This is a genomic window from Zavarzinia compransoris, from assembly GCF_003173055.1.
Taxonomy (GTDB): Bacteria; Pseudomonadota; Alphaproteobacteria; order Zavarziniales; family Zavarziniaceae; genus Zavarzinia; species Zavarzinia compransoris.
The window spans coordinates 976,100-994,419 of sequence record NZ_QGLF01000002.1 but is presented as its reverse complement, the minus strand read 5'-3'; the positions used below and the strand labels follow the sequence as shown (position 1 = coordinate 994,419).

The following is an 18,320-nucleotide window of genomic DNA, read 5'->3' as shown; positions in this document are numbered from 1 at the left end:
AGCCGGTCCGGCCCGGAGTTCACACCGCATCCGGTTCAATCTGACCCGGCATTGGTAAACATTTCCCCTAACGCCCGCCTGCGCCGCGATCCATTTCCACCATTTTGGTGATATCGCGTCAAACCACGCCCGAACCGAGACCGAACGCCATGGCCCGCACCACCGCCGCATAGTGACAGAGGGCGGCCGCGAGCACGAAACCGTGCCAGATGGCATTCTGATAGGCGAGCCGGTGCCAAAGGTGGAACACGGTACCGACCGAGAACAGCAGGCCGCCGATGCCGATCAGGATCGCGGTCGACGGTTCGACCGTGTCGAACCATTGCCCGAGCGGGATGACCAGAATCCAGCCTAGCCCCAGGTAGACGCCGATCGACAGGCGCTCGAACCGGCGCGGAAAGGCCAGTTTCACGGCAACGCCGATGACCGCGATGCCCCAGACCACCGCCGTGATGGCGATCGCCCAGGCGCCTTCGAGATAGCGGGTGGTGAAGGGCGTATAGGTGCCGGCGATCATGAGGAAGATCGCCGCGTGATCGAAGCGGCGCAGGAATTCGCGCCGGGCCGAAGGCTTGGTCATGTTGTAGGCGGCGGAACAGATGAACATGGCGTTCAGCCCGACCATATAGGGCAGGACCGCCGCGACCGCGCCGGCATCGCCGTAAAGGGCGACCAGGACCAGCAAGGCGGCGCTGCCGATCAGGGCAAAGCCGATGCCGACCAGATGCAGCCAGCGGTCGGCCAGCAATTCCCCTGGCCGATAGGCCCGGGGGCCCCAGTCGTAGAGCCGGTCCGCCATGCCGCTACCAGGCGTAGCCGAGCGAAACCGAGGCGAAGATCTGATTCTCGCTGCCGCGATCGCGCACGATGGGGCTGTCGGCGGCATTCCCGATCAGCCGGGCCCAGCCGACCGTGGCGCCCAGCTGCCAGTTTTCGCTGAGGTGCAGCACGGCCAGCGGCGCGATGCGGATATCGCGGAAACCGCCGCCCGGCTTATAGGCGGCAAGACCGCTGGCGGCAGCGTCCGCAGCGGTGACGCCGAGGGCATCGTTCATATAGTCGCCGGTCGCGACCGTCACCCCGGCCAGGACGCCGAGGTCGACCCGCGCCACCACTTCCTGCCGGTAGAGGGCGGTGAAATCGGCGACCAGGCCCTTGTGGCCGCCCGAGACATCCTGCAACAGGTCGACGCCGAGGCGCAGCCGGTTGCGCGCATTGTTCGGGTCCTGCAACTGCCAGCCGATGGACAGCCCCACCTCCCAGCTGTCGTCGACCTCGTGCAGGCGCTCGACCACCGCATCGTCGGCGGATTTCCGGCCCTGGCGGAAGTTCAGGGCCGGGCCGATCTGCCATTGGGGATCGGCAAGGAAATTGGCGGTGAGCATGGTCCCCACCAGTTCGACGAAACGCCCGTCGCCGAGGCTGGTGTGCAGATAGGCGGCGGGGGCCACCACGCTGCTGTCCGCGCCGGTAAATTCGGGGCCATAGCCGACGCCGAGCGCCGCCATGTCGGAACCGCTGGCCCGGAAGGTCGAGGAATAATAGTCGAAATCGGCCCGCGCCGCGACGCCGACCGCGGCCACGGCCCCAAGCACCGCGCCCGCCAGCACCCCGAGCACCCCGACCGACAGAAACCCGCGCATCCACCATCTCCCGAACAGCGTGTTGCCGAGGATAGCATCGCAAGGCGCCGCGGCTAGTCCATTCGGTCGATCCCCGGGCCGCCCGCAGGATTTAAGGTGCGCCGCATCATCGGCGTGTGGTGTTGCCGAGCATGGTGCAACCCCTCCTGAAGGACCCCCGCCGATGGAACGCATGAAGGGCATCGACGCCTCGTTTCTCTATCTCGAAACGCCCAGCAACCACATGCATGTCGGCATGCTGTGGATCCTGAAGCGGCCGGCCGGGGACGCGGCGGGCGGCTATTTCGCCGCCGTGCGCCGCCTGCTCGAAAGCCGGCTGCACCTGTCGAAGACCTATCGCCGGCGCCTGGTTCCGGTGCCTTTCGACATCGATCATCCGCTCTGGATCGAGGACCCGGATTTCGACCTCGACTTTCACCTCCGCCATATCGCCGTGCCGCCGCCGGGGGACCGGGCGAAACTGCTGGAACAGGTGGCGCGGCTGCATTCCCGCGCCCTCGACCGCAGCCGGCCGCTGTGGGAAATGTATGTGATCGAAGGGCTGGCCGACGATCAGGTCGCGGTCTACATCAAGATCCACCATTGCTGCATCGACGGCATGGCGGGAACCGAACTCATGGTCTCCCTGCTCGATTTCGCGCCCGAGCCGCGGGAGGTGCCGCCGCCCGACAAGCCCTGGGTGCCGGAACGGGCGCCGACCGACCTCGAAATCCTGGTCCGGGCCTCGGTCCACAGCGTCGCCTCGCCGCTGCGCAGCCTGCGCCGCCTGCCCAAGGTGATCGGCGCCGGGGTGGCCCTGGGCCGCCGCGCGCTGGGCCGGACCGAGCCCATGCCCGCCGCCCCCTTCCAGGCGCCGAAGACACCCTTCAACCGGGCGCTGACCCCGCACCGGCGCTATGCGGTGGGCGAAGTGTCGCTCGACCGGGTGAAGGCGGTGAAGAATGCGGTGGGCGCCACGGTCAACGACGTGGTGCTGGCGATCTGCGCCGGCGCCCTGCGGCGCTATCTCGACGCCCACGGCGAACTGCCGGCCGAATCGCTGCTCGCGGTCTGCCCGGTCTCGGTGCGGCAGGAAAACACCAAGGCGGTAGCCAACAACGCCGTCTCGGCCATGTTCGTGAGCCTGGCGACCGATATCGCCGAGCCCCTAGCCCGGCTGGCGGCGATCCGCGCCGCCACCGTCCACGCCAAGGAAGCCCTGAAGGCGATCCCGGCCCATGCGCTTCAGGACTGGTCGGCCTTCGCCGCCCCCCTGGTCGCGGCCCAGGCCGCCCGGCTCTATTCCCGCTACAAGGTCGCGGACCTGCACCGGCCGCCCTATAACGTCATCATCTCGAATGTGCCGGGGCCGCCCTTCGCGCTCTATCTCGCCGGGGCGGAACTGGTGCATTCCTACCCGATCTCCCTGCCGATCGAGGGGATCGGCCTCAACATCACCATCATGTCCTATCGGAACGATGTCGCCATCGGCCTGACCGCCGACCGCGAGGCGGTGCCCGACATCGAGAGGCTGATGGCGGAAATGCCGGCGGCCCTGGCCGAACTCGAAGCCGCCCTGGCCGGCCCGAAGAAGAAGAAAAGCGCCTGAGCCGATAAGAAAAAACCCGGCCGCGTCGCCGCGGCCGGGTTCCTGGTCCGGGGCTTGCCCTTACTTGTCGACGCGAAGCGCGACGAAGCTGAGATCGCCGGCGCGCGAAATCAGGAACAGCACGGATTTCTTGCCGGCCTCCTTTTCCGCCTTCACCTTATCGGCGATCTGGGCCGGGCTCTCGACCTTCGACTGCGCCACTTCAAGGATCACGTCGCCCGGGCGCACGCCCTTCTCGGCGGCGAAGCTGCTGCCCGCCACTTCGGTGACGACGACACCCTTGACGTCTTCCGGGATCGAATGGCGGGTTCGCAGGTCGGCGGTCACGGGCGACAGGCTCATGCCGAGCACGACCTGGACCCGGCCGGGATTGCTGCCGCCGCGGTTGCCCGAATTCGCCGAGGCGTCGGCGACCTTCTCGTCGAGCTGGCCGACCTTGACCTGAAGGCCCTTTTCCTTGCCGTCGCGCCAGACCGTGACCGGCACCGTCGCACCGATCCGGGTTTCGGCGACGACGCGGGGCAGGCTGCGCATGTCGGTGACCGGCTTGCCGTCGAAGGTGAGGATGACGTCGCCGGCCTGGATGCCGGCCTCGGCCGCCGGGCCCTTCTCGTCGACACCGGCGACGAGGGCGCCGCGCGCCTTGTCGAGGGTCAGGCTTTCGGCGATCTCGTCGGTCACGGTCTGGATCCGGACGCCGAGCCAGCCGCGGCGGGTCTCGCCGAATTCGCGGAGCTGGGCGACGACCTGGCGGGCCAGCGCCGACGGCACCGAGAAGCCGATGCCGACCGAGCCGCCCGAGGGCGAATAGATGGCCGTGTTGATGCCGATCACCTCGCCGTCCATGTTGAACAGCGGGCCGCCCGAATTGCCGCGGTTGATGGCGGCGTCGGTCTGGATGAAATCGTCATAGGGGCCGGCGTTGATGTCGCGGTTGCGGGCCGAGATGATGCCGGCCGAAACCGAGCCGCCGAGGCCGAAGGGATTGCCGATCGCCAGCACCCAGTCGCCGACGCGGGCCTTGTCGCTGTCGCCGAAATTGACGAAGGGCAGAGGCTTCGACGGCTTCACCACCAGGACGGCGACATCGGTCTTCGGATCCTTGCCGCGCAGTTCCGCCGGCAGCTTGGTGCCGTCCGAAAGCGTCACGGTGATTTCCTCGGCGTCCTGGATCACATGGTTGTTGGTGACGATGACGCCCGAAGGATCGATGACGAAGCCCGAGCCGAGCGAGGTGACCTTGCGCGGTTCGGCATTGCCGCGGCCCTGGCGTTCCAGGAAGTCCTTGAAGAATTCCTCGAAGGGAGAGCCGGGCGGGAACTGCGGCATCGGGACCTCGCCCTCCTCGTCGCCGCCGCCGGTCACCGTCTGGGTGGTCGAGATATTGACCACCGCCGGCGACAGTTTCTCGGCCAGGTCGGCGAAGGAATCGGGCGCGCCCCGCGCTTCGGCGATCCGGCTGCCCAGCATGACCGCGAGCAGCAGCAAGGCGGTGAAGACGACGAACAGGCGGCGGGGCAGGGCCGCCTCGTGCCCGGCGCGGGCGACGGCCCGATAGGAGGCCCGGGCTTGATACGGGGCCCGGACCGAGCGGTCCCCATGCTGATTGAGATCCATCACCTGACGGCTCCATGAAGTGCGGCAGCAAGGATTGGATGCCGCGACAAATCCCGCAATCGATTCGAGGACGGCCGCGCCCGGTGGCACCCCGGGGGATCATCCGCCATTCGCGGTTTAGGCAGTGATTGTGGAGGCATTGTGGCTGCCGGGGCACAGCGGCGGAGAAAATCTCCGCCGCCGGCCGCGTGCCGCTTTACTTCGCCGGCGTGCCCGCCGCGCCCGCAACATTGTCGAGGAAGCGGAAGAAATCGCTGTCCGGCGACAGCACCATGGTGGTGCTCTTGTCGCTCAGGGCCTCGCGATAGGCCTGCATCGAGCGGTAGAAGGCGAAGAAGACCGGATCCTTGCCGAAGGCGTCGGCGAAGATCTTGATCGCCTCGCCGTCGCCTTCGCCGCGCTTGATTTCGCTGTCGCGCTTGGCGTTGGCCAGGATGACGGTCGCCTCGCGGTCGGCTTCGGCGCGGCGCTTCTGCGCCGCCTCCTGGCCGGTGGCGCGGATCAGCTTGGCTTCCTGGTCGCGCTCGGTGCGCATGCGCTGGAAGATGGCCTGGCTGTTGGCGTCCGGCAGGTCGGCGCGGCGGATGCGGACGTCGACGATCTCGATGCCGTTCTCCTTGGCCTTTTCGTTCACCAGCTGGCTGATGCGGCGCATCAGTTCGGCCCGCCGGCCGCCGCCCGCGGTCTCGCGCGGGTCGATCAGCAGGGCGGTCAGCGGCTCGCGGCCGACGACGTCGCGCAGCGTCGAGGAGATGAAGGTCGAAAGCTGCCGGCGGGCCAGATCCTCGGTCCGCAGGCGCTGGTAGTAGCGCAGGGGATCGATAATGCGCCAGCGGGCGAAGGCGTCGATGACGACGCGCTTCTGGTCGGCGGCGATCAGTTCCTCGGCCGGGGCATCGACCAGCAGCACGCGCTTGTCGATGAAGATCACGTTCTGGAAGAACGGGATCTTGAAGTGCAGGCCGGGCTCCGCGACCACGCGCTTCGGGTCGCCGAACTGAAGGACGATGGCCTGCTGGGTCATCGATACGGTGAAGACCGACGACAGGCCGACGATGACGAGGCCGACGACGGCGACGAGGGCAATGGCAAGGCGGTTCATTACTGGCCTCCCGTCCCGGGCGCGCGGCCGAGTTCCGGCAGCGGCAGATAGGGCAGCACGCCCTGGGTGCCGCTGCCGCCGTCGATCAGGATCTTGTTCATGTTGCGCAGGATGCCTTCCATCGTCTCGATGTAGATCCGCTGCATGGTGACGTCCTTCGACGCGTTATAGGCGGTCAGGACCGAGAGGAAGCGGGCCGCCTGGCCCTGGGCGTCGGCCACCACCTGCTGGCGATAGCCCTCGGCCTCCTGCAGGATCTTTTCCGCCAGGCCGCGGGCCTGGGGCACCTTGTCGTTGTAATAGGCTTCCGCCTCGTTGCGGTACTGTTCCTGGTTGGCGCGGGCGGCCTGGACGTCGCGATAGGCTTCGATCACGGCGCCCGGCGGGTCGACCCGGTGCAGCTGGAGCTGGGTCACCTGGACGCCGGCGCCATAGGCGGTCAGCACGCTCTGGATCAGGTCGCGCGCCTCGCGGGCGATCTTCTCGCGGCCCTCGGTCTGCGCCTCCTGGAGGCGGGAACGGCCGATCACCTCGCGCATGGCGGAAATGGCCACGGCGCGGACGGTGGTATCGGGATCCTGGACGTTGAAGAGATAGCGGCTCGCATCGTCGATCACCCAGAAGACCGAGAAGGCGACGTCGGCGATATTCTCGTCACCGGTCAGGATCAGGCTTTCGTCCGGATTCTCGCGGCGCAGGCCGCGGACGCCGTCATTGGTGGTCAGGCCGACGTCGACCCGGCGCTGGGTGGTGACGGACAGCGTGGCCACGCTCTCGATCGGGGCGGGCAGGTGATAATGCAGGCCCGGCGGCGTGGTCTCGACCCATTTGCCGAAGCGGGTGACCATGCCCAGTTCGTCCGGCTCCACCCGGTAGAAGCCGGTGATGCCCCAGACGAAGGCGAGCACGAGGCCGCCGAGCAGGATGCCCCGCTTGCCCCAGCCGCCGCCCGGCATGATGTCCTTGAACCGATCCTGGCCCCGCCGCAGCAGATCCTCGAGATTCGGCGGCTGGCCGCCGCCGCCCGGCCCGCGCGGGCCCTGGCCCCAGGGGCCGCGATTGCCGCCGCCGCCATTGTTGCCGCCGCCACCCCACGGGCCGCCATTGTTCTGCCATGGCATGCTGTCTGGATCTCCCACCTTGCACAGCGCGGCGTCCGGGGTGTTGGGGACCGGACGGCGATGCGCTATATCCCAATGAACATGCGGCGGGGGTCGCCGGATCGGCCGATTCCGCCGCCCCCCATCCTTCGCCCTTCGCAATGTGGGCGAAAAGCCGGGTATTTCAAGGACGAAGGCAATGACGACGGCAACACGCGACGAGGTTATAGCCACCCTTGCCCGCATTTCGGACCCGGACAGCGGCAAGGATGTGGTCGCGGCGGGGCTGATCAGCGGCCTTGTGCTACGCGACGGCCATGTCGCCTTCTCGATCGAGATCGACCCCGCCAAGGCCGCGGCGCGCGAGCCGCTCCGCGCCGCCTGCGAGCGCGCGGTGATGGCGCTGCCCGGCGTCCTCTCGGTCACCGCCGTGCTGACCGCGCATCGCGCAGCCCCCCCGGCCCCGCCCCGGCCCGACACGGCGGCCAAGCCGCTGGCCCTGCCCGGCGTCGGCAAGGTGATCGCGGTCGCCAGCGGCAAGGGCGGGGTCGGCAAATCGACGACGGCGGTCAATCTCGCCCTCGGCCTTCAGCGCCTGGGGCTGAAGGTCGGCCTGCTCGATGCCGATATCTACGGCCCGTCGATCCCGCGCATGCTGGGCCTGACCGAGCGGCCGCGCACCACTCAGGACAAGAAGCTGATCCCGCTCGAGGCTTTCGGCCTCAAGGCCATGTCGATCGGCCTGATGGTGCCGGAAGACCAGGCGGTGATCTGGCGCGGCCCCATGGTCATGAGCGCGCTTAGCCAATTGCTGAACGACGTCGCCTGGGCGCCCCTCGACATCCTGGTGATCGACCTGCCGCCCGGCACCGGCGACGCCCAGCTGACCCTGAGCCAGCGGGCGCCGCTGGCCGGCGCCGTGATCGTCTCGACGCCGCAGGACATCGCCCTGATCGACGCCCGCAAGGGCCTGGCCATGTTCGAGAAGGTGGCGGTGCCCGTGCTCGGCATCGTCGAGAACATGAGCTATTTTCTCTGCCCCCATTGCCACGGCCGCTCGGACATCTTCGCCCATGGCGGCGCCCATGAGACGGCGGACCGGCTGGGCGTGCCCTTCCTCGGCGAAGTGCCGCTGCATATCGCGATCCGCGAGCATGCGGACGCGGGCCGGCCCATCGTCGCCGCCGCGCCGGACAGTGCCGAGGCCGGGGCCTATCTGGCGATCGCGCGGCGGGTGCTGGCGGGATTGGAGCAGCCGGGCCATCATGGCCGGGCCGCACCGCGCATCGTGATCGGCTGAGCGCCCGGACATTCGGAAGGCAGGCAGGGTGAGCGTTTCACCAGAGGTCGGCGGCAATGCCGCGAAACCGGCAAAGGCGGAGACCGACCGCCTGGGCGCCGTGGCCCGGCGCGGCCGGGCCCTGGTCGACGACCTCGAACAGGCGGGGCGCAAGCCCCGCACCATCCTGCTGTTCATCGTCACCCTGCTGATGGTCTCGGGCTTCGTCACCTGGGCGGCGCTGACCTGGACCGCCCACGACCGCGCGCTGGCCAATGCCCAGGCCGAGGCGCGGCTGCTGTCCCGCGTCGTCGACGAGCATTTCCAATGGACGATCAAGGGCTCGGACCTCGTGCTGCGCCAGGCGGTCGAACTGGTCGCCGACGAGGGCCTGAACGCGCTTTTCGCCACCGAGACCCGGCGCCTGCGCCTGATCGGCATGGCCCGGCTGCTGCCGCAGATCGGCTCGATCTGGTTCTTCGACGACAAGGGCCGGGTGGTCTATTCGACCAGCCAGGGCAAGACGCCGCCGGCCGATTTCGCCGACCGCGACTTTTTCGTCGCCCATCAGAACGGCGACGACTTCTTCATCACCCCGGCCAACCGCAGCCGGCTGACCGATTCGGTCTATTTCAGCGTCAGCCGCCGGCTGGTGCGCGACGGGCGCTTCGCCGGCGTCGTCCTCGCCGCCATCGACATGCGGTATTTCGCCCAGTTCCACGGCGGGCTGCACGTGCCCTCGACCACCGCGCTCGAATTGTTCCGCACCGACGGCCGCCTCGTCGTGCGCTGGCCGATCAACGACGGCATGGTCGGGCGCGATTTCCTCTATACCCCCTTCTTCCACGCCTATCTGTCGAGCGGCAAGGACGATGGCGCGGTCGAGGCGCCGGCGATCGTGAACGGCACGCCGGCGATCATCGCCTACCGGCGGATCGCCGGCCTGCCCCTGGTCACGCTCGCCACCATCGACCGCGAGGCGGCCTTGCAGGATTGGCGCGGCAATGCCGGTTCCAGCTTCATCTTCCTGGTGATCGCCGGCGCCTTGATCAGCGGCCTGACCGCCTTCGGGCTGCGCGCCATCGGGCGCGAGGACGCGGCCAAGGACAAGCTGGCCGCCCGCACCGTGGACCTCGAGGAGGCGCTGGCCTCCCGCACGCTCCTGTTCAAGGAGATGCACCACCGGACCAAGAACAATCTCCAGATCGTCTCCAGCCTTCTGTCCCTGCAAGCCGGGCAATACGGCGATCCGGTGCTGCGCCAGGGCTTCACCGACACGGTGAGCCGCATCCGCGCCATGGCGCAGCTGCACGAACAGCTTTACCAGGGCGGCGAATTCGCCGCGGTCGATTGCGGCGCCTTCCTCCGCTCGATCGGGGAAAGCCTGACCGGCGAAGGCACGACGCGCGGCCGCGTCGCCCTCGAACTCGATCTGTCCAGCGTCAGCCTGCCGATGGACCGGGCCGTCCCTCTCGCCCTGATCGCCAACGAATTGCTGACCAATGCCCTGAAGCACGGGTTCGCCGACGGGCGCAGCGGCACCATCCGCATCTCGTTGCAGGCCGGGGACGGCGCCCTCACCCTCGTCATCGCCGACGACGGCGCCGGCCTCGCCGACGGCCGCAACCCGGCGGACAAGGCGAAGAGCCTGGGCATGCGCCTGATCCGCGGCCTTGCCCTGCAACTGAAGGGCAAGGTCGAATTCGCCAGCGCCGGCATCGACCAGGGCACGGTCGCGACCGTGCGCCTGCCCGCCTGACCCCTGAGAATTCAGGTTTCGATCGGCACGAAGCGCGGCGCGTTGGCCAGCCGTTCGACCCCGGGGCCGGTCGCCAGGGTGACGCCGAAAGTGTTGAACAGCAGCTGGGCCTGTTCCGGCCGCTCGACGCCGTGGACCAGCACCGGCTGGTTGCCGGCGCGCAGGCGTTCGATGAAATGCTTCACCTGCATCGGCTCGCGCTCGATCATGATCGCGAGGCGGGCGTGGTCGAGGGCGATGCCAGCCAGGCCTTCCTGCCGGCCGATTATGCCCTGGCTGTCCAGCCCGTCGAGGCCGAGCCAGATCCCGCGTCCGAAGGCCGCGACCCGGCGCACGAAGACCAGCAGGCGCTCGCCCTGGAGATCGGGGGGAACGCCGGTGACCAGGGCCTGGAAGCGCACCTTGGCGGCAAGGGGCAGGCCGTTGACGAGGGCGCCCAGCCGGTCGAAGGTCGACTGGTGCTGCAGGCTCTGGCAATTCAGCGGCACGAGCAGGGCGCCGGTGGTTTCCTCGCCCGAATGCAGCCGCTCGACCACGCGGCCGAGCAGGGCGACGTCGAATTCCCGTTCCAGATTGGGGCTGAGGCGGTGGCGCTTGCGCAGCCACGACAGCCAGCGGCCCGAGCGTTCGTCGAACGCGGCGATGGTCTGGCGCGCCGGGCCGAGATCGCGGCCGCGCACCGGATGGGTGACCACCAGGCCTTCGTCCAGGATATCGGCGATCACGGTCTCGACCTGATAGCCGCTGCCCTGGTCGTTGCGGATGGCGGCGCCGATCCGTTCTGCCACGGCGCCCTCGCCCGCCCCGCCCCGCAGGGCGGGATGGTCGAGGCCGATCATGGTCGCCCCGCCCAGCACTTCGAGCGCGGCCAGGGCGCCGCGCTCGGCGATCAGGCGATGGCGGCAGACCTGGGCGATCGCCTGCATGCGGCCCTGGGCTTCCTCGACCGTGACCGAACCCTGGAGCAGGACGATCAGCACATCGTCCCGAAGGACGGCATAGAGTTCGCCGGCCCGGAGTTCGCCGGCGACGGCGACGCCGGCCGCCAGCCGCGCCCGTTCCAGCGTATCGCCCCAGACCGAGCCGAGTTCGCGCGCGATCTCGTCGTCGGCGACGATTTCGAGCAGGCCGACGGCCAGCGCCCGCCCTTCCTGGCTGATGCGGCGGACCAGGGTCTGTTCCAGCACTTCCAGCCGGGTTTGCAGCGGATTGGCCGGCTTCGCCGGGCCGGCGCCCGAGGCCGTGGCCCGGAAGGTCAGCACCCGGAACGGCCGGCCACGCTGGTCGATGCCGCGGGCGGTATTGACCGCGGCGGAGCGGTGGGCGGCGCCGGCGGCATGGATCACCGCGGCCCCCAGCCCTTCGCTCTCGCCCGGCGGGAAGCGCAGGTCCATGACCTCGGCCAGGGGCCGCCCGGCCAGATCGGCGAGCGCGGTGCCGAGCATGCGCCCGAGCGGCTCGTTGCCGAGCAGCAGGCGTCCCTCCTCATCGGTGACGGCGAAGGCATCGCGCATCGCCTCGACCAGGGCGGGCAGCAGGCGGTCCGCGCTCGGCGGCACCAGTTCGGCCACTTCCGCCGGCCCCTGGGCGGCGGCGGGGACAGGGGCGCCGAGCCCGGCCGGCCCGTGCAAGGTGAGGACCGAGACCCCCGGCCCGCCGCCGGCGACCGAGGCCACGGCCTCGAAGGTCTGGCCGCTGTAGGCATAGAGCTTGACCGGCGTCGGCTCGACCGTCTCGCCCCGTTCGACGGCGCGGGTCAGGCGGTCGACCGTGCCGCGCTCGCTCCACGGCCCGAACAGGATGGCGATGGTCTGGTTCAGCGCCTCGCCCGCCGGCCAGCCGGTCAGGGCGGCGAAGCCCTCGTCGACGGCGGTGATATGGCTGTCGAAGCCGGTGGTCAGGCGGATCTGCACGCTGTCGGCGCTTTTGGTCTCGAAACTCATGATCTCAGCCGAACATCGTGGCGAAAGTACTGTCGAGGAAGGATGCGACGATCTCGATCCAGTCCTCGCGGTGAAACTCATGGGCCCGGCCGTGCAGGCCGCCGCCGGCGAGCAGCGGATGGTCCAGGGCCGGGGCCGGCGCCACCCAGAAGGCGGCCCAGGGTGCCGCCTTGGCCAGGGCCTGCCCCTCGGCCAGCGGCACCAGGGGATCGGCGGCGGATTGGACGATCAGCCAGGGCATAGGGGGCAGATGGGCGGCGAGGACGGCCATGTCCGTCGGCTCGCGCCGCTCGCCGCGGAGATGACGCAGGCCCCAGAGGCCGAGATCGGCGGCAAGCGCCGGCCAGGCGGCGCGGCGGACCAGCACCCCGGACAGGAACGGTTCCGCGCGGGCGAAGAGATCGGCGCTGACCACGGCTTCGATCCGCGGGTCCCCGGCGACCGCGACCAGGGCGGCGGCGGCACCGAGGTCGATGCCGTAGACGGCGATGCGGCGGCTCGGGTGGCGGCGCTTGATCCAGTCGAGGGCGGCGACGATATCCGCCGCCTCGTCGATGCCGCCCGCCAGCAGCCGCGGCCCGTCGCCCGACTCGCCGTGATTGCGGAGATCGAGGGCGAGAACCGAATAGTCGCGCCCCAGCAGGTCGCGCATCAGGGCGTAAAGGCCGCCGGCGGCATCGCCGCGGCTGGAACCGAAGCCGGGGGCGATGATCACGGTCGCCTTGGGTGCCTCCGCCTCCGCCGACCAGGCGGCGATCTCCACCCCGTCCCGCGTGGTGAAACGCACGGGCGCCAGGGCCAGGTCGGCCGGCGGGGCCGCGACCGGGATCCGCACCGCCGCCCCGAGAAGAGAGGATGCGACCCCCGCCGCCAAAAGCGCGGCCAGGGGCGCGCCGACGAAGACAAGCAGCAGCAGCATCGTCACTCTACGCATGCCCGTATGCCCCATGGCCGGCTTGGTCGCCGTCTGTTCGTGGCCCCGCTTTAACACATCCGGCGCCGGACTGGCCACGGTGCGTTGCGGTGGGGGTCAAAGGCACCCTAGCCGGCGAGGGTTAACGACTGCCAAACATCGCCCAGGCATTCCACAGGGCGAGCCCGCCGAAAGCGACGAGCACGAGGCCCGACAGCCGGTCGATCGCCGCCAGCACCGGGGGCGCCAGGACGCGCCGGGCCCCGCCCGCGACCGCGACGATGGTCAATTGCCAGGTCGCGGAACCAAGGCCGAGGCCGGCCACGGTCGCCGCCGCCGCCGCCATGCCGCCGGCGGCGGCAAGGCCGATCCCGGCAAAGGCCCCGGCGAAGGAGACGACGGTGAGCGGGTTGGTCAGCGTCAGCCCGACCGCCGAGACGAAGGCCGGCAGGATGCCCCGGACCGGGGCCCCGCCGTCGCCCGCGGCGGCGGGCAGGGCCGCCCGCCGGCCCGCGGCGCGAAAGCCGCCGATGCCGAGCCAGACCAGCATCAGCCCGCCGGCAAGGCCGAGCAGCGCCGCCTGTTCGACCAGAAGGGCGGTCACCGCCGACAGGCCGAAGGCGGCCAGCAGGGCATAGAGCGTGTCCGCCGTCGCGGCGCCGAGCCCGGTGGCGATGCCGACCGCGACCCCGCCCGCGACGGTGCGGCGCAGGATCAGCAGGGAGATCGGCCCGACCGGCATGGCGATGAAAAAGCCGAGCGCGAAGGCGCTGGCGAAAAGGCCGAGGGGGAAAGCGTTCATGGCCGCCCCCGCGGCACCGGCAGGGCGGTGGTTTCCTTGACCGTCGACAGGATCAGCTGGGTCTCGCTGCGCGCCACCGTCCCCGTCCGCTTCAGGCGGGTGAGCAGGGCTTCCAGCGCCGCCACGTCGGCGACCCGCACCTTCAGCAGATAGTTCGCGGCGCCGGTGACATGGTGGCATTCCAGCACCGCGTCGTCGCCGCCGACATGGGCGACGAAACCCGCCTCGTCGCCCCCCGGGGCCAGGGTCACGGTGATCAGGGCGGCGATGCCGAGGCCGAGCGCCAGGGGATCGGCCAGCGCGACCGTCGCCCGGATCACGCCCCGGGCCTGGAGCTTGCGCACCCTTTCGTTCACCGCCGAGGTGGACAGGCCGACCGCCTGGCCCAATTCCACAACGCCGATCCGGCCATCGCGCTGAAGATGCGCAATTAACGCATAATCGATTGCATCAAGCATATATCACCGTTCGATCGGAAAAATTTTCGATTTCCGCCATATCCATCGGGAAATGGATTTCATCCCGTCAATCTGGACAGAGCGTGAATTTTTTTCAATTGATGTTTTGAATGCAGGAAAATTTCCTGCCTTCCCGGCGATATCCCCATCCGGCGCCGGGCCGACGCGCGCTTTCGTCGCCCCCGTCGACAGTTGCGGGCGCGGCCGGATCTGGCTATGCCATGTCACCGCCGTTCGAGGCCCCCGGGCGCGAGCGGTTTTTTCCGATTGGCGAGTGTCCGATGAGCAATCTGAACCAGGAGCGTGTCCTCAGCGTCCACCATTGGACCGACCGCCTGTTCTCCTTCACGACGACGCGCGATCCGTCGCTGCGCTTCCTGAACGGCCAGTTCACCATGATCGGGCTGGAGGTGAACGGCCGCCCGCTGCTGCGCGCCTATAGCGTCGTCTCGCCCAACTACGAGGAATATCTCGAATTCCTCTCGATCAAGGTGCCGGACGGCCCGCTCACCTCGCGGCTTCAGCACATCAAGGTCGGCGACACCATCCTGGTCGGGCGGAAGCCCACGGGCACCCTGATCTCGGACAACCTGCTGCCGGGCAAGCGGCTCTACCTGCTCTCGACCGGGACCGGGCTCGCGCCCTTCATGTCGATCATCCGCGATCCGGAAGTCTATGAGAAATACGAGAAGGTCGTTCTCGTCCACGGCGTCCGCCAGGTCGCCGAACTCGCCTATCAGGACCTGATCGAGAAGGAATTGGCCGAGAATGAATTCTTCGGCGATTTCGTGCGCGAAAAGCTGGTCTATTACCCGACCGTGACCCGCGAAGCCTTCCGCAACCAGGGCCGCCTGACCGACCTGATCCGCTCGGGCAAGCTGTTCGCCGACATCGGCCTGCCGCCCCTGTCGACGGCAGACGATCGGCTGATGCTGTGCGGCAGCCCGGAAATGCTGGCCGACATGGTGAAATACTTCAACGACAACGGCTATAGCGAGGCCAGCTTCTCGAAGGCCGGCCATTTCGCCATCGAAAAGGCTTTCGTCGAGAAGTGATGCTGGCGGGCTTCTCCCCGGCGCCGCCCCTGGATTAGAACAGGGGCATCGCCACCGCGAGGCCCGCCCGATGACCCCAGACCGCCCCAATATCCTGCTGATCACCGCCGACCAGTGGCGGGGCGAATGCCTGGGGCGGCTCGGCCATGGGGTCCGCACCCCCCATCTCGACCGGCTGGCCGCGGACGGCGTGCTGTTCCACCGCCATTTCGCCAGCGCCGCGCCCTGCGGCCCCAGCCGGGCCTGCCTGCTGACCGGCATGTATCTGATGAACCACCGCTCGGGCACCAACGGCACGCCGCTCGACGCCCGCTTCACCAATGTCGCGCTGGAAACCCGGGCGCTCGGCTATGCCCCCGCCCTGTTCGGCTATACCGACACCAGCCTCGATCCCCGGGGCCGCGACCCGCGCGATCCCGCCCTCGCGACCTACGAGAATGTCCTGCCGGGCTTCGACCCCGTCTGCTACCTGCCGGAAGACCCGCAGGCCTGGCTGAAATGGCTGCGCGCCCAAGGCCTCCCGACGCCGCGGGACGAATTGGACATCTACCTGCCCGTCGCCGGCTATCCGGGCGCCGGCGACAAGGGGCCCAGCTATCCGCCCCCGGTCTATGGCGCCGAACAGTCGAACACCGCCTTCCTGGCGGGGGAAGTCCTCGACTATCTGGAAACCCGGGGCGGGCGGCCCTGGTTCGTGCATCTGTCGTGGCTGCGGCCCCATCCGCCCTGGGTGGCGCCCGAGCCCTACAACACGCTATACGACGCTGACAGCGTGCCCGGCTTCATCCGCCGCGACGACCGCGAACAGGAAGGCGCGCAGCACCCCTGGCTGGCCTTCCAGCTCGGCCGCAGCGGCTTCCAGGCCCCGGCCGACGATGTGGCGCTGCGCCAGTTCAAGGCGACCTACTACGGCCTGATGACCGAGGTGGACGAGCAGTTCGGCCGCATCGTCGCCTGGCTGAAGGCGAACGGGCAGTACGACCGCACCCTGATCGTCTTCACCAGCGACCATGGCGAACAATTGGGCGACCATTGGCTGCTGGGCAAATCCGGCTATTTCGACCAGAGCTTCCACATCCCCCTGATCGTCCGCGACCCCGCCCCGGCGGCGGATGCCGCCCGCGGCACCATCGTCGGGCACTTCACGGAAGCGGTCGATATCACCCCGACCATCCTCGACTGGCTGGGCCTGACCGTGCCGCTGGCCTGCGACGGGCGCAGCCTCGTCCCCTTCCTGCGCGGCCGCCCGCCCGCAAACTGGCGCGACGCGGTCCATTGGGAATACGACTTCCGCGACATAAGGGGGGCGGCCCCCGAGGAACGCCTGGGCCTGACGATCGAGACCAGCAACCTGGCCGTCATCGCCGACGCGCGGCGGAAATACGTCCATTTCGCCGGCCTTGCGCCGCTGTTCTTCGATCGCGAGGCGGACCCGGGCGAATTCACCGATCTCGCCGCCGCGCCGGAGCGGGCCGGCGAGGTGCTGCACTATGCCGGCCGGATGCTGTCCTGGCGCATGAGCCATATGGACCGCAGCCTCAGCCATTGGCACCTGGGCGCCGGGGGCCCGGTCTTCCGGCGATGACCGGGCGGCGCTTCGGCATCACCCGGGCCCCCGCGCTGGCGGTGCCCGGGGCGGCATGGGTCAACGCCGGGGCGCCCCTCGACCTCGACACCCTGCGCGGCAAGGTGGTCATCCTCGATTTCTGGACCGCGGGCTGCATCAACTGCCACCATACCCAGCCGGTCCTGGCGGCGCTCGAGGCGCGTTTCGGCGCCGACCTCGCGGTGATCGGCATCCACAGCCCGAAATTCCCCGCCGAGCGCCGCCGCGACACGCTGGACAGCGCCATCGCCCGCCTGAACATCCGCCACCCGGTGCTTCAGGACGCCGACCGCCGCCTGTGGCATCACTATGCGGTCAAGGCCTGGCCGACCCTGGTGGTGATCGATCCCCGGGGCCGGGTGGTCGATTCGACCGCCGGCGAGCCGGACCCGAAGCGCCTCGCCGCCCTGGTCGCCGGCCTTCTCGGGCAGGAGCCGGCGCCCCTGCCCCCGGCGCCGCCGGCGGAGATCGCCCCGGGCGGGCGCTTCCGCTTTCCCGCCGGCCTGCGCCGCCTGCCCGTGCCGATCGGCCGGGCGACCCATGTGCTCGCCGACAGCGGCCACCACCAGATCGTGCTGATCGATGCCGCCGCGGCGGCGGAGGTCGCCCGCATCGGCAGCGGCCGGCCCGGCCCGGGCGACGGGCCCTGGGGCGGCGCCAATTTCGACACGCCCCTGGGGGTCGGGGCGGATGCGACCGCGCTCTGGGTCGCCGACAGCGGCAATCACCTGCTGCGCCGGATCGATATCGCGTCGCTGACCGTGACCACGGTCGCCGGCCTGGGGCGCCGGGGGCCCGTGCTGCGCGAGCCCCTGCCCGGCCCGCTGGCCGCCCTCGCCTCGCCCCAGGATGTCGTCGGCACCGGGCGGGAAGTCTTCATCGCCAATGCCGGCACCCATCAGATCCTCGCCTATGACCTTGCCTGGGGCATGGTCCGGCCGGTCGCCGGCAATGGCGCCGAGGGCCTGCGCGACGGGATCGGCGCCGAGGCGGTGCTGGCGCAGCCGAGCGGCCTCGACCGCGGGCCGGACGGCACGATCGCCTTCGTCGATGCCGAAACCTCCGCCCTGCGCCTGCTCGACGGCGCGAGCGGCCGGGTGACCACCTTGGCCGGCCAGGGCCTGTTCGACTTCGGGGACCGCGACGGCGCCCTGGCCGAGGGCCTGATGCAGCACCCGGAAGCGGTCTGCTTCGAGGCCGCGGACCGCCTTCTCGTCGCCGATACCTATAACGGCGGCTTGCGCCGGGCCGATCTTGCCGCCGGCACGCTCGCGACCCTGGATCTGACCTGCCGCGATCCCCTGTGCCTGCCCGCGGGCGAGCCCCGGGGCCTGGCCCCGATCGGCGACGGGCGCTTCCTGATGGCGGAACGCGCCCATCACCGCCTGGTGGCGATCGATCCGCGTGACGGCACGGCCACAGAATTCCTTTCGTGATGCTAAGGTTTCACCATCC

Annotated in this window: 15 protein-coding genes; 6 read left to right on the top strand and 9 right to left on the bottom strand. The window is 69.6% G+C overall.

Annotated elements, in window-relative coordinates; translation table 11 throughout:
• Positions 1-118: 118 nt before the first annotated feature.
• Together trhA and DKG75_RS10450 are read right to left on the bottom strand one after the other, a co-directional pair.
• Positions 119-799 carry a PAQR family membrane homeostasis protein TrhA gene (gene trhA / locus DKG75_RS10455; protein ID WP_109921006.1) on the bottom strand — a complete coding sequence of 227 codons (681 nt, stop codon included), beginning with the start codon at positions 797-799 and terminating at the stop codon, positions 119-121.
• A 4-nt stretch (positions 800-803) separates the two neighbouring features.
• The gene (locus tag DKG75_RS10450) at positions 804-1,643 is read right to left on the bottom strand and encodes a MipA/OmpV family protein (protein WP_166646363.1); all 840 of its coding nucleotides are present in this window, start codon (positions 1,641-1,643) and stop codon (positions 804-806) included.
• A gap of 163 nt (positions 1,644-1,806) precedes the next feature.
• Between DKG75_RS10450 and DKG75_RS10445 the strand changes: the two genes are divergently transcribed.
• Positions 1,807-3,231, top strand: a complete 1,425-nt coding sequence (locus DKG75_RS10445) for a WS/DGAT/MGAT family O-acyltransferase (protein WP_109921004.1) — start codon at positions 1,807-1,809, stop codon at positions 3,229-3,231.
• Positions 3,232-3,291: 60 nt separating this feature from the next.
• On the opposite strand, the gene DKG75_RS10440 is transcribed toward DKG75_RS10445, so the two are convergent.
• The 3 genes from DKG75_RS10440 to hflK form a co-directional block, all read right to left on the bottom strand.
• Positions 3,292-4,848, bottom strand: a complete 1,557-nt coding sequence (locus tag DKG75_RS10440) for a DegQ family serine endoprotease (RefSeq protein WP_109921003.1) — start codon at positions 4,846-4,848, stop codon at positions 3,292-3,294.
• Positions 4,849-5,044: 196 nt separating this feature from the next.
• Positions 5,045-5,950, bottom strand: a complete 906-nt coding sequence (hflC, locus tag DKG75_RS10435) for a protease modulator HflC (protein ID WP_109921002.1) — start codon at positions 5,948-5,950, stop codon at positions 5,045-5,047.
• Positions 5,950-7,071 carry an FtsH protease activity modulator HflK gene (hflK, locus tag DKG75_RS10430; RefSeq protein WP_109921001.1) on the bottom strand — a complete coding sequence of 374 codons (1,122 nt, stop codon included), beginning with the start codon at positions 7,069-7,071 and terminating at the stop codon, positions 5,950-5,952. The genes hflC and hflK overlap by 1 nt, the downstream gene beginning before the upstream one ends.
• Positions 7,072-7,249: 178 nt before the next feature.
• Between hflK and apbC the strand changes: the two genes are divergently transcribed.
• Together apbC and DKG75_RS10420 are read left to right on the top strand one after the other, a co-directional pair.
• Positions 7,250-8,350: an iron-sulfur cluster carrier protein ApbC gene (gene apbC / locus DKG75_RS10425; RefSeq protein WP_109921000.1), complete on the top strand. Its 1,101-nt coding sequence runs from the start codon at positions 7,250-7,252 to the stop codon at positions 8,348-8,350.
• A gap of 28 nt (positions 8,351-8,378) precedes the next feature.
• On the top strand, positions 8,379-10,088 hold the full coding sequence (locus DKG75_RS10420; protein WP_109920999.1) for a sensor histidine kinase: 1,710 nt from the start codon (positions 8,379-8,381) through the stop codon (positions 10,086-10,088).
• 11 nt (positions 10,089-10,099) lie between these two features.
• Here the strand turns inward: DKG75_RS10420 and DKG75_RS10415 are convergent, their stop codons facing one another.
• The 4 genes from DKG75_RS10415 to DKG75_RS10400 form a co-directional block, all read right to left on the bottom strand.
• The gene (locus DKG75_RS10415) at positions 10,100-12,031 is read right to left on the bottom strand and encodes a PAS domain-containing protein (RefSeq protein ID WP_109920998.1); all 1,932 of its coding nucleotides are present in this window, start codon (positions 12,029-12,031) and stop codon (positions 10,100-10,102) included.
• 4 nt (positions 12,032-12,035) lie between these two features.
• Positions 12,036-12,965 carry an alpha/beta fold hydrolase gene (locus tag DKG75_RS10410; protein WP_170131903.1) on the bottom strand — a complete coding sequence of 310 codons (930 nt, stop codon included), beginning with the start codon at positions 12,963-12,965 and terminating at the stop codon, positions 12,036-12,038.
• Positions 12,966-13,086: 121 nt separating this feature from the next.
• Positions 13,087-13,746, bottom strand: a complete 660-nt coding sequence (locus DKG75_RS10405) for a LysE family translocator (RefSeq protein ID WP_109920996.1) — start codon at positions 13,744-13,746, stop codon at positions 13,087-13,089.
• Positions 13,743-14,204 carry an Lrp/AsnC family transcriptional regulator gene (locus DKG75_RS10400; RefSeq protein ID WP_109920995.1) on the bottom strand — a complete coding sequence of 154 codons (462 nt, stop codon included), beginning with the start codon at positions 14,202-14,204 and terminating at the stop codon, positions 13,743-13,745. Before DKG75_RS10400 ends, DKG75_RS10405 begins: the two co-directional genes overlap by 4 nt.
• Before the next feature lie 281 nt (positions 14,205-14,485).
• On the opposite strand from DKG75_RS10400, the gene DKG75_RS10395 reads away from it, so the two are divergent.
• The 3 genes from DKG75_RS10395 (at position 14,486) to DKG75_RS10385 (ending at position 18,301) form a co-directional block, all read left to right on the top strand.
• Positions 14,486-15,259: a ferredoxin--NADP reductase gene (locus DKG75_RS10395; protein ID WP_109920994.1), complete on the top strand. Its 774-nt coding sequence runs from the start codon at positions 14,486-14,488 to the stop codon at positions 15,257-15,259.
• 70 nt (positions 15,260-15,329) lie between these two features.
• A complete protein-coding gene (locus tag DKG75_RS10390) occupies positions 15,330-16,844 on the top strand; it encodes an alkaline phosphatase family protein (protein WP_109920993.1) in 1,515 nt (504 codons plus the stop codon).
• Positions 16,841-18,301, top strand: coding sequence for a thioredoxin-like domain-containing protein (locus DKG75_RS10385; protein ID WP_109920992.1), 1,461 nt, complete (start codon positions 16,841-16,843; stop codon positions 18,299-18,301). The genes DKG75_RS10390 and DKG75_RS10385 overlap by 4 nt, the downstream gene beginning before the upstream one ends.
• Positions 18,302-18,320 lie beyond the last annotated feature (19 nt).

What these genes read in the sequence shown, in the direction of transcription:
- DKG75_RS10445 (WP_109921004.1), top strand. Translation starts at nt 1,807, where the DNA reads ATGGAACGCATGAAGGGCATCGACGCCTCGTTTCTCTATCTCGAAACG.
- DKG75_RS10415 (WP_109920998.1), bottom strand. Translation starts at nt 12,031, where the DNA reads ATGAGTTTCGAGACCAAAAGCGCCGACAGCGTGCAGATCCGCCTGACC.
- DKG75_RS10390 (WP_109920993.1), top strand. Translation starts at nt 15,330, where the DNA reads ATGACCCCAGACCGCCCCAATATCCTGCTGATCACCGCCGACCAGTGG.
- DKG75_RS10440 (WP_109921003.1), bottom strand. Translation starts at nt 4,848, where the DNA reads ATGGATCTCAATCAGCATGGGGACCGCTCGGTCCGGGCCCCGTATCAA.
- DKG75_RS10405 (WP_109920996.1), bottom strand. Translation starts at nt 13,746, where the DNA reads ATGAACGCTTTCCCCCTCGGCCTTTTCGCCAGCGCCTTCGCGCTCGGC.
- DKG75_RS10400 (WP_109920995.1), bottom strand. Translation starts at nt 14,204, where the DNA reads ATGCTTGATGCAATCGATTATGCGTTAATTGCGCATCTTCAGCGCGAT.
- DKG75_RS10450 (WP_166646363.1), bottom strand. Translation starts at nt 1,643, where the DNA reads ATGCGCGGGTTTCTGTCGGTCGGGGTGCTCGGGGTGCTGGCGGGCGCG.
- DKG75_RS10395 (WP_109920994.1), top strand. Translation starts at nt 14,486, where the DNA reads ATGAGCAATCTGAACCAGGAGCGTGTCCTCAGCGTCCACCATTGGACC.
- hflC (WP_109921002.1), bottom strand. Translation starts at nt 5,950, where the DNA reads ATGAACCGCCTTGCCATTGCCCTCGTCGCCGTCGTCGGCCTCGTCATC.
- hflK (WP_109921001.1), bottom strand. Translation starts at nt 7,071, where the DNA reads ATGCCATGGCAGAACAATGGCGGCCCGTGGGGTGGCGGCGGCAACAAT.
- DKG75_RS10410 (WP_170131903.1), bottom strand. Translation starts at nt 12,965, where the DNA reads ATGCGTAGAGTGACGATGCTGCTGCTGCTTGTCTTCGTCGGCGCGCCC.
- trhA (WP_109921006.1), bottom strand. Translation starts at nt 799, where the DNA reads ATGGCGGACCGGCTCTACGACTGGGGCCCCCGGGCCTATCGGCCAGGG.
- DKG75_RS10385 (WP_109920992.1), top strand. Translation starts at nt 16,841, where the DNA reads ATGACCGGGCGGCGCTTCGGCATCACCCGGGCCCCCGCGCTGGCGGTG.
- apbC (WP_109921000.1), top strand. Translation starts at nt 7,250, where the DNA reads ATGACGACGGCAACACGCGACGAGGTTATAGCCACCCTTGCCCGCATT.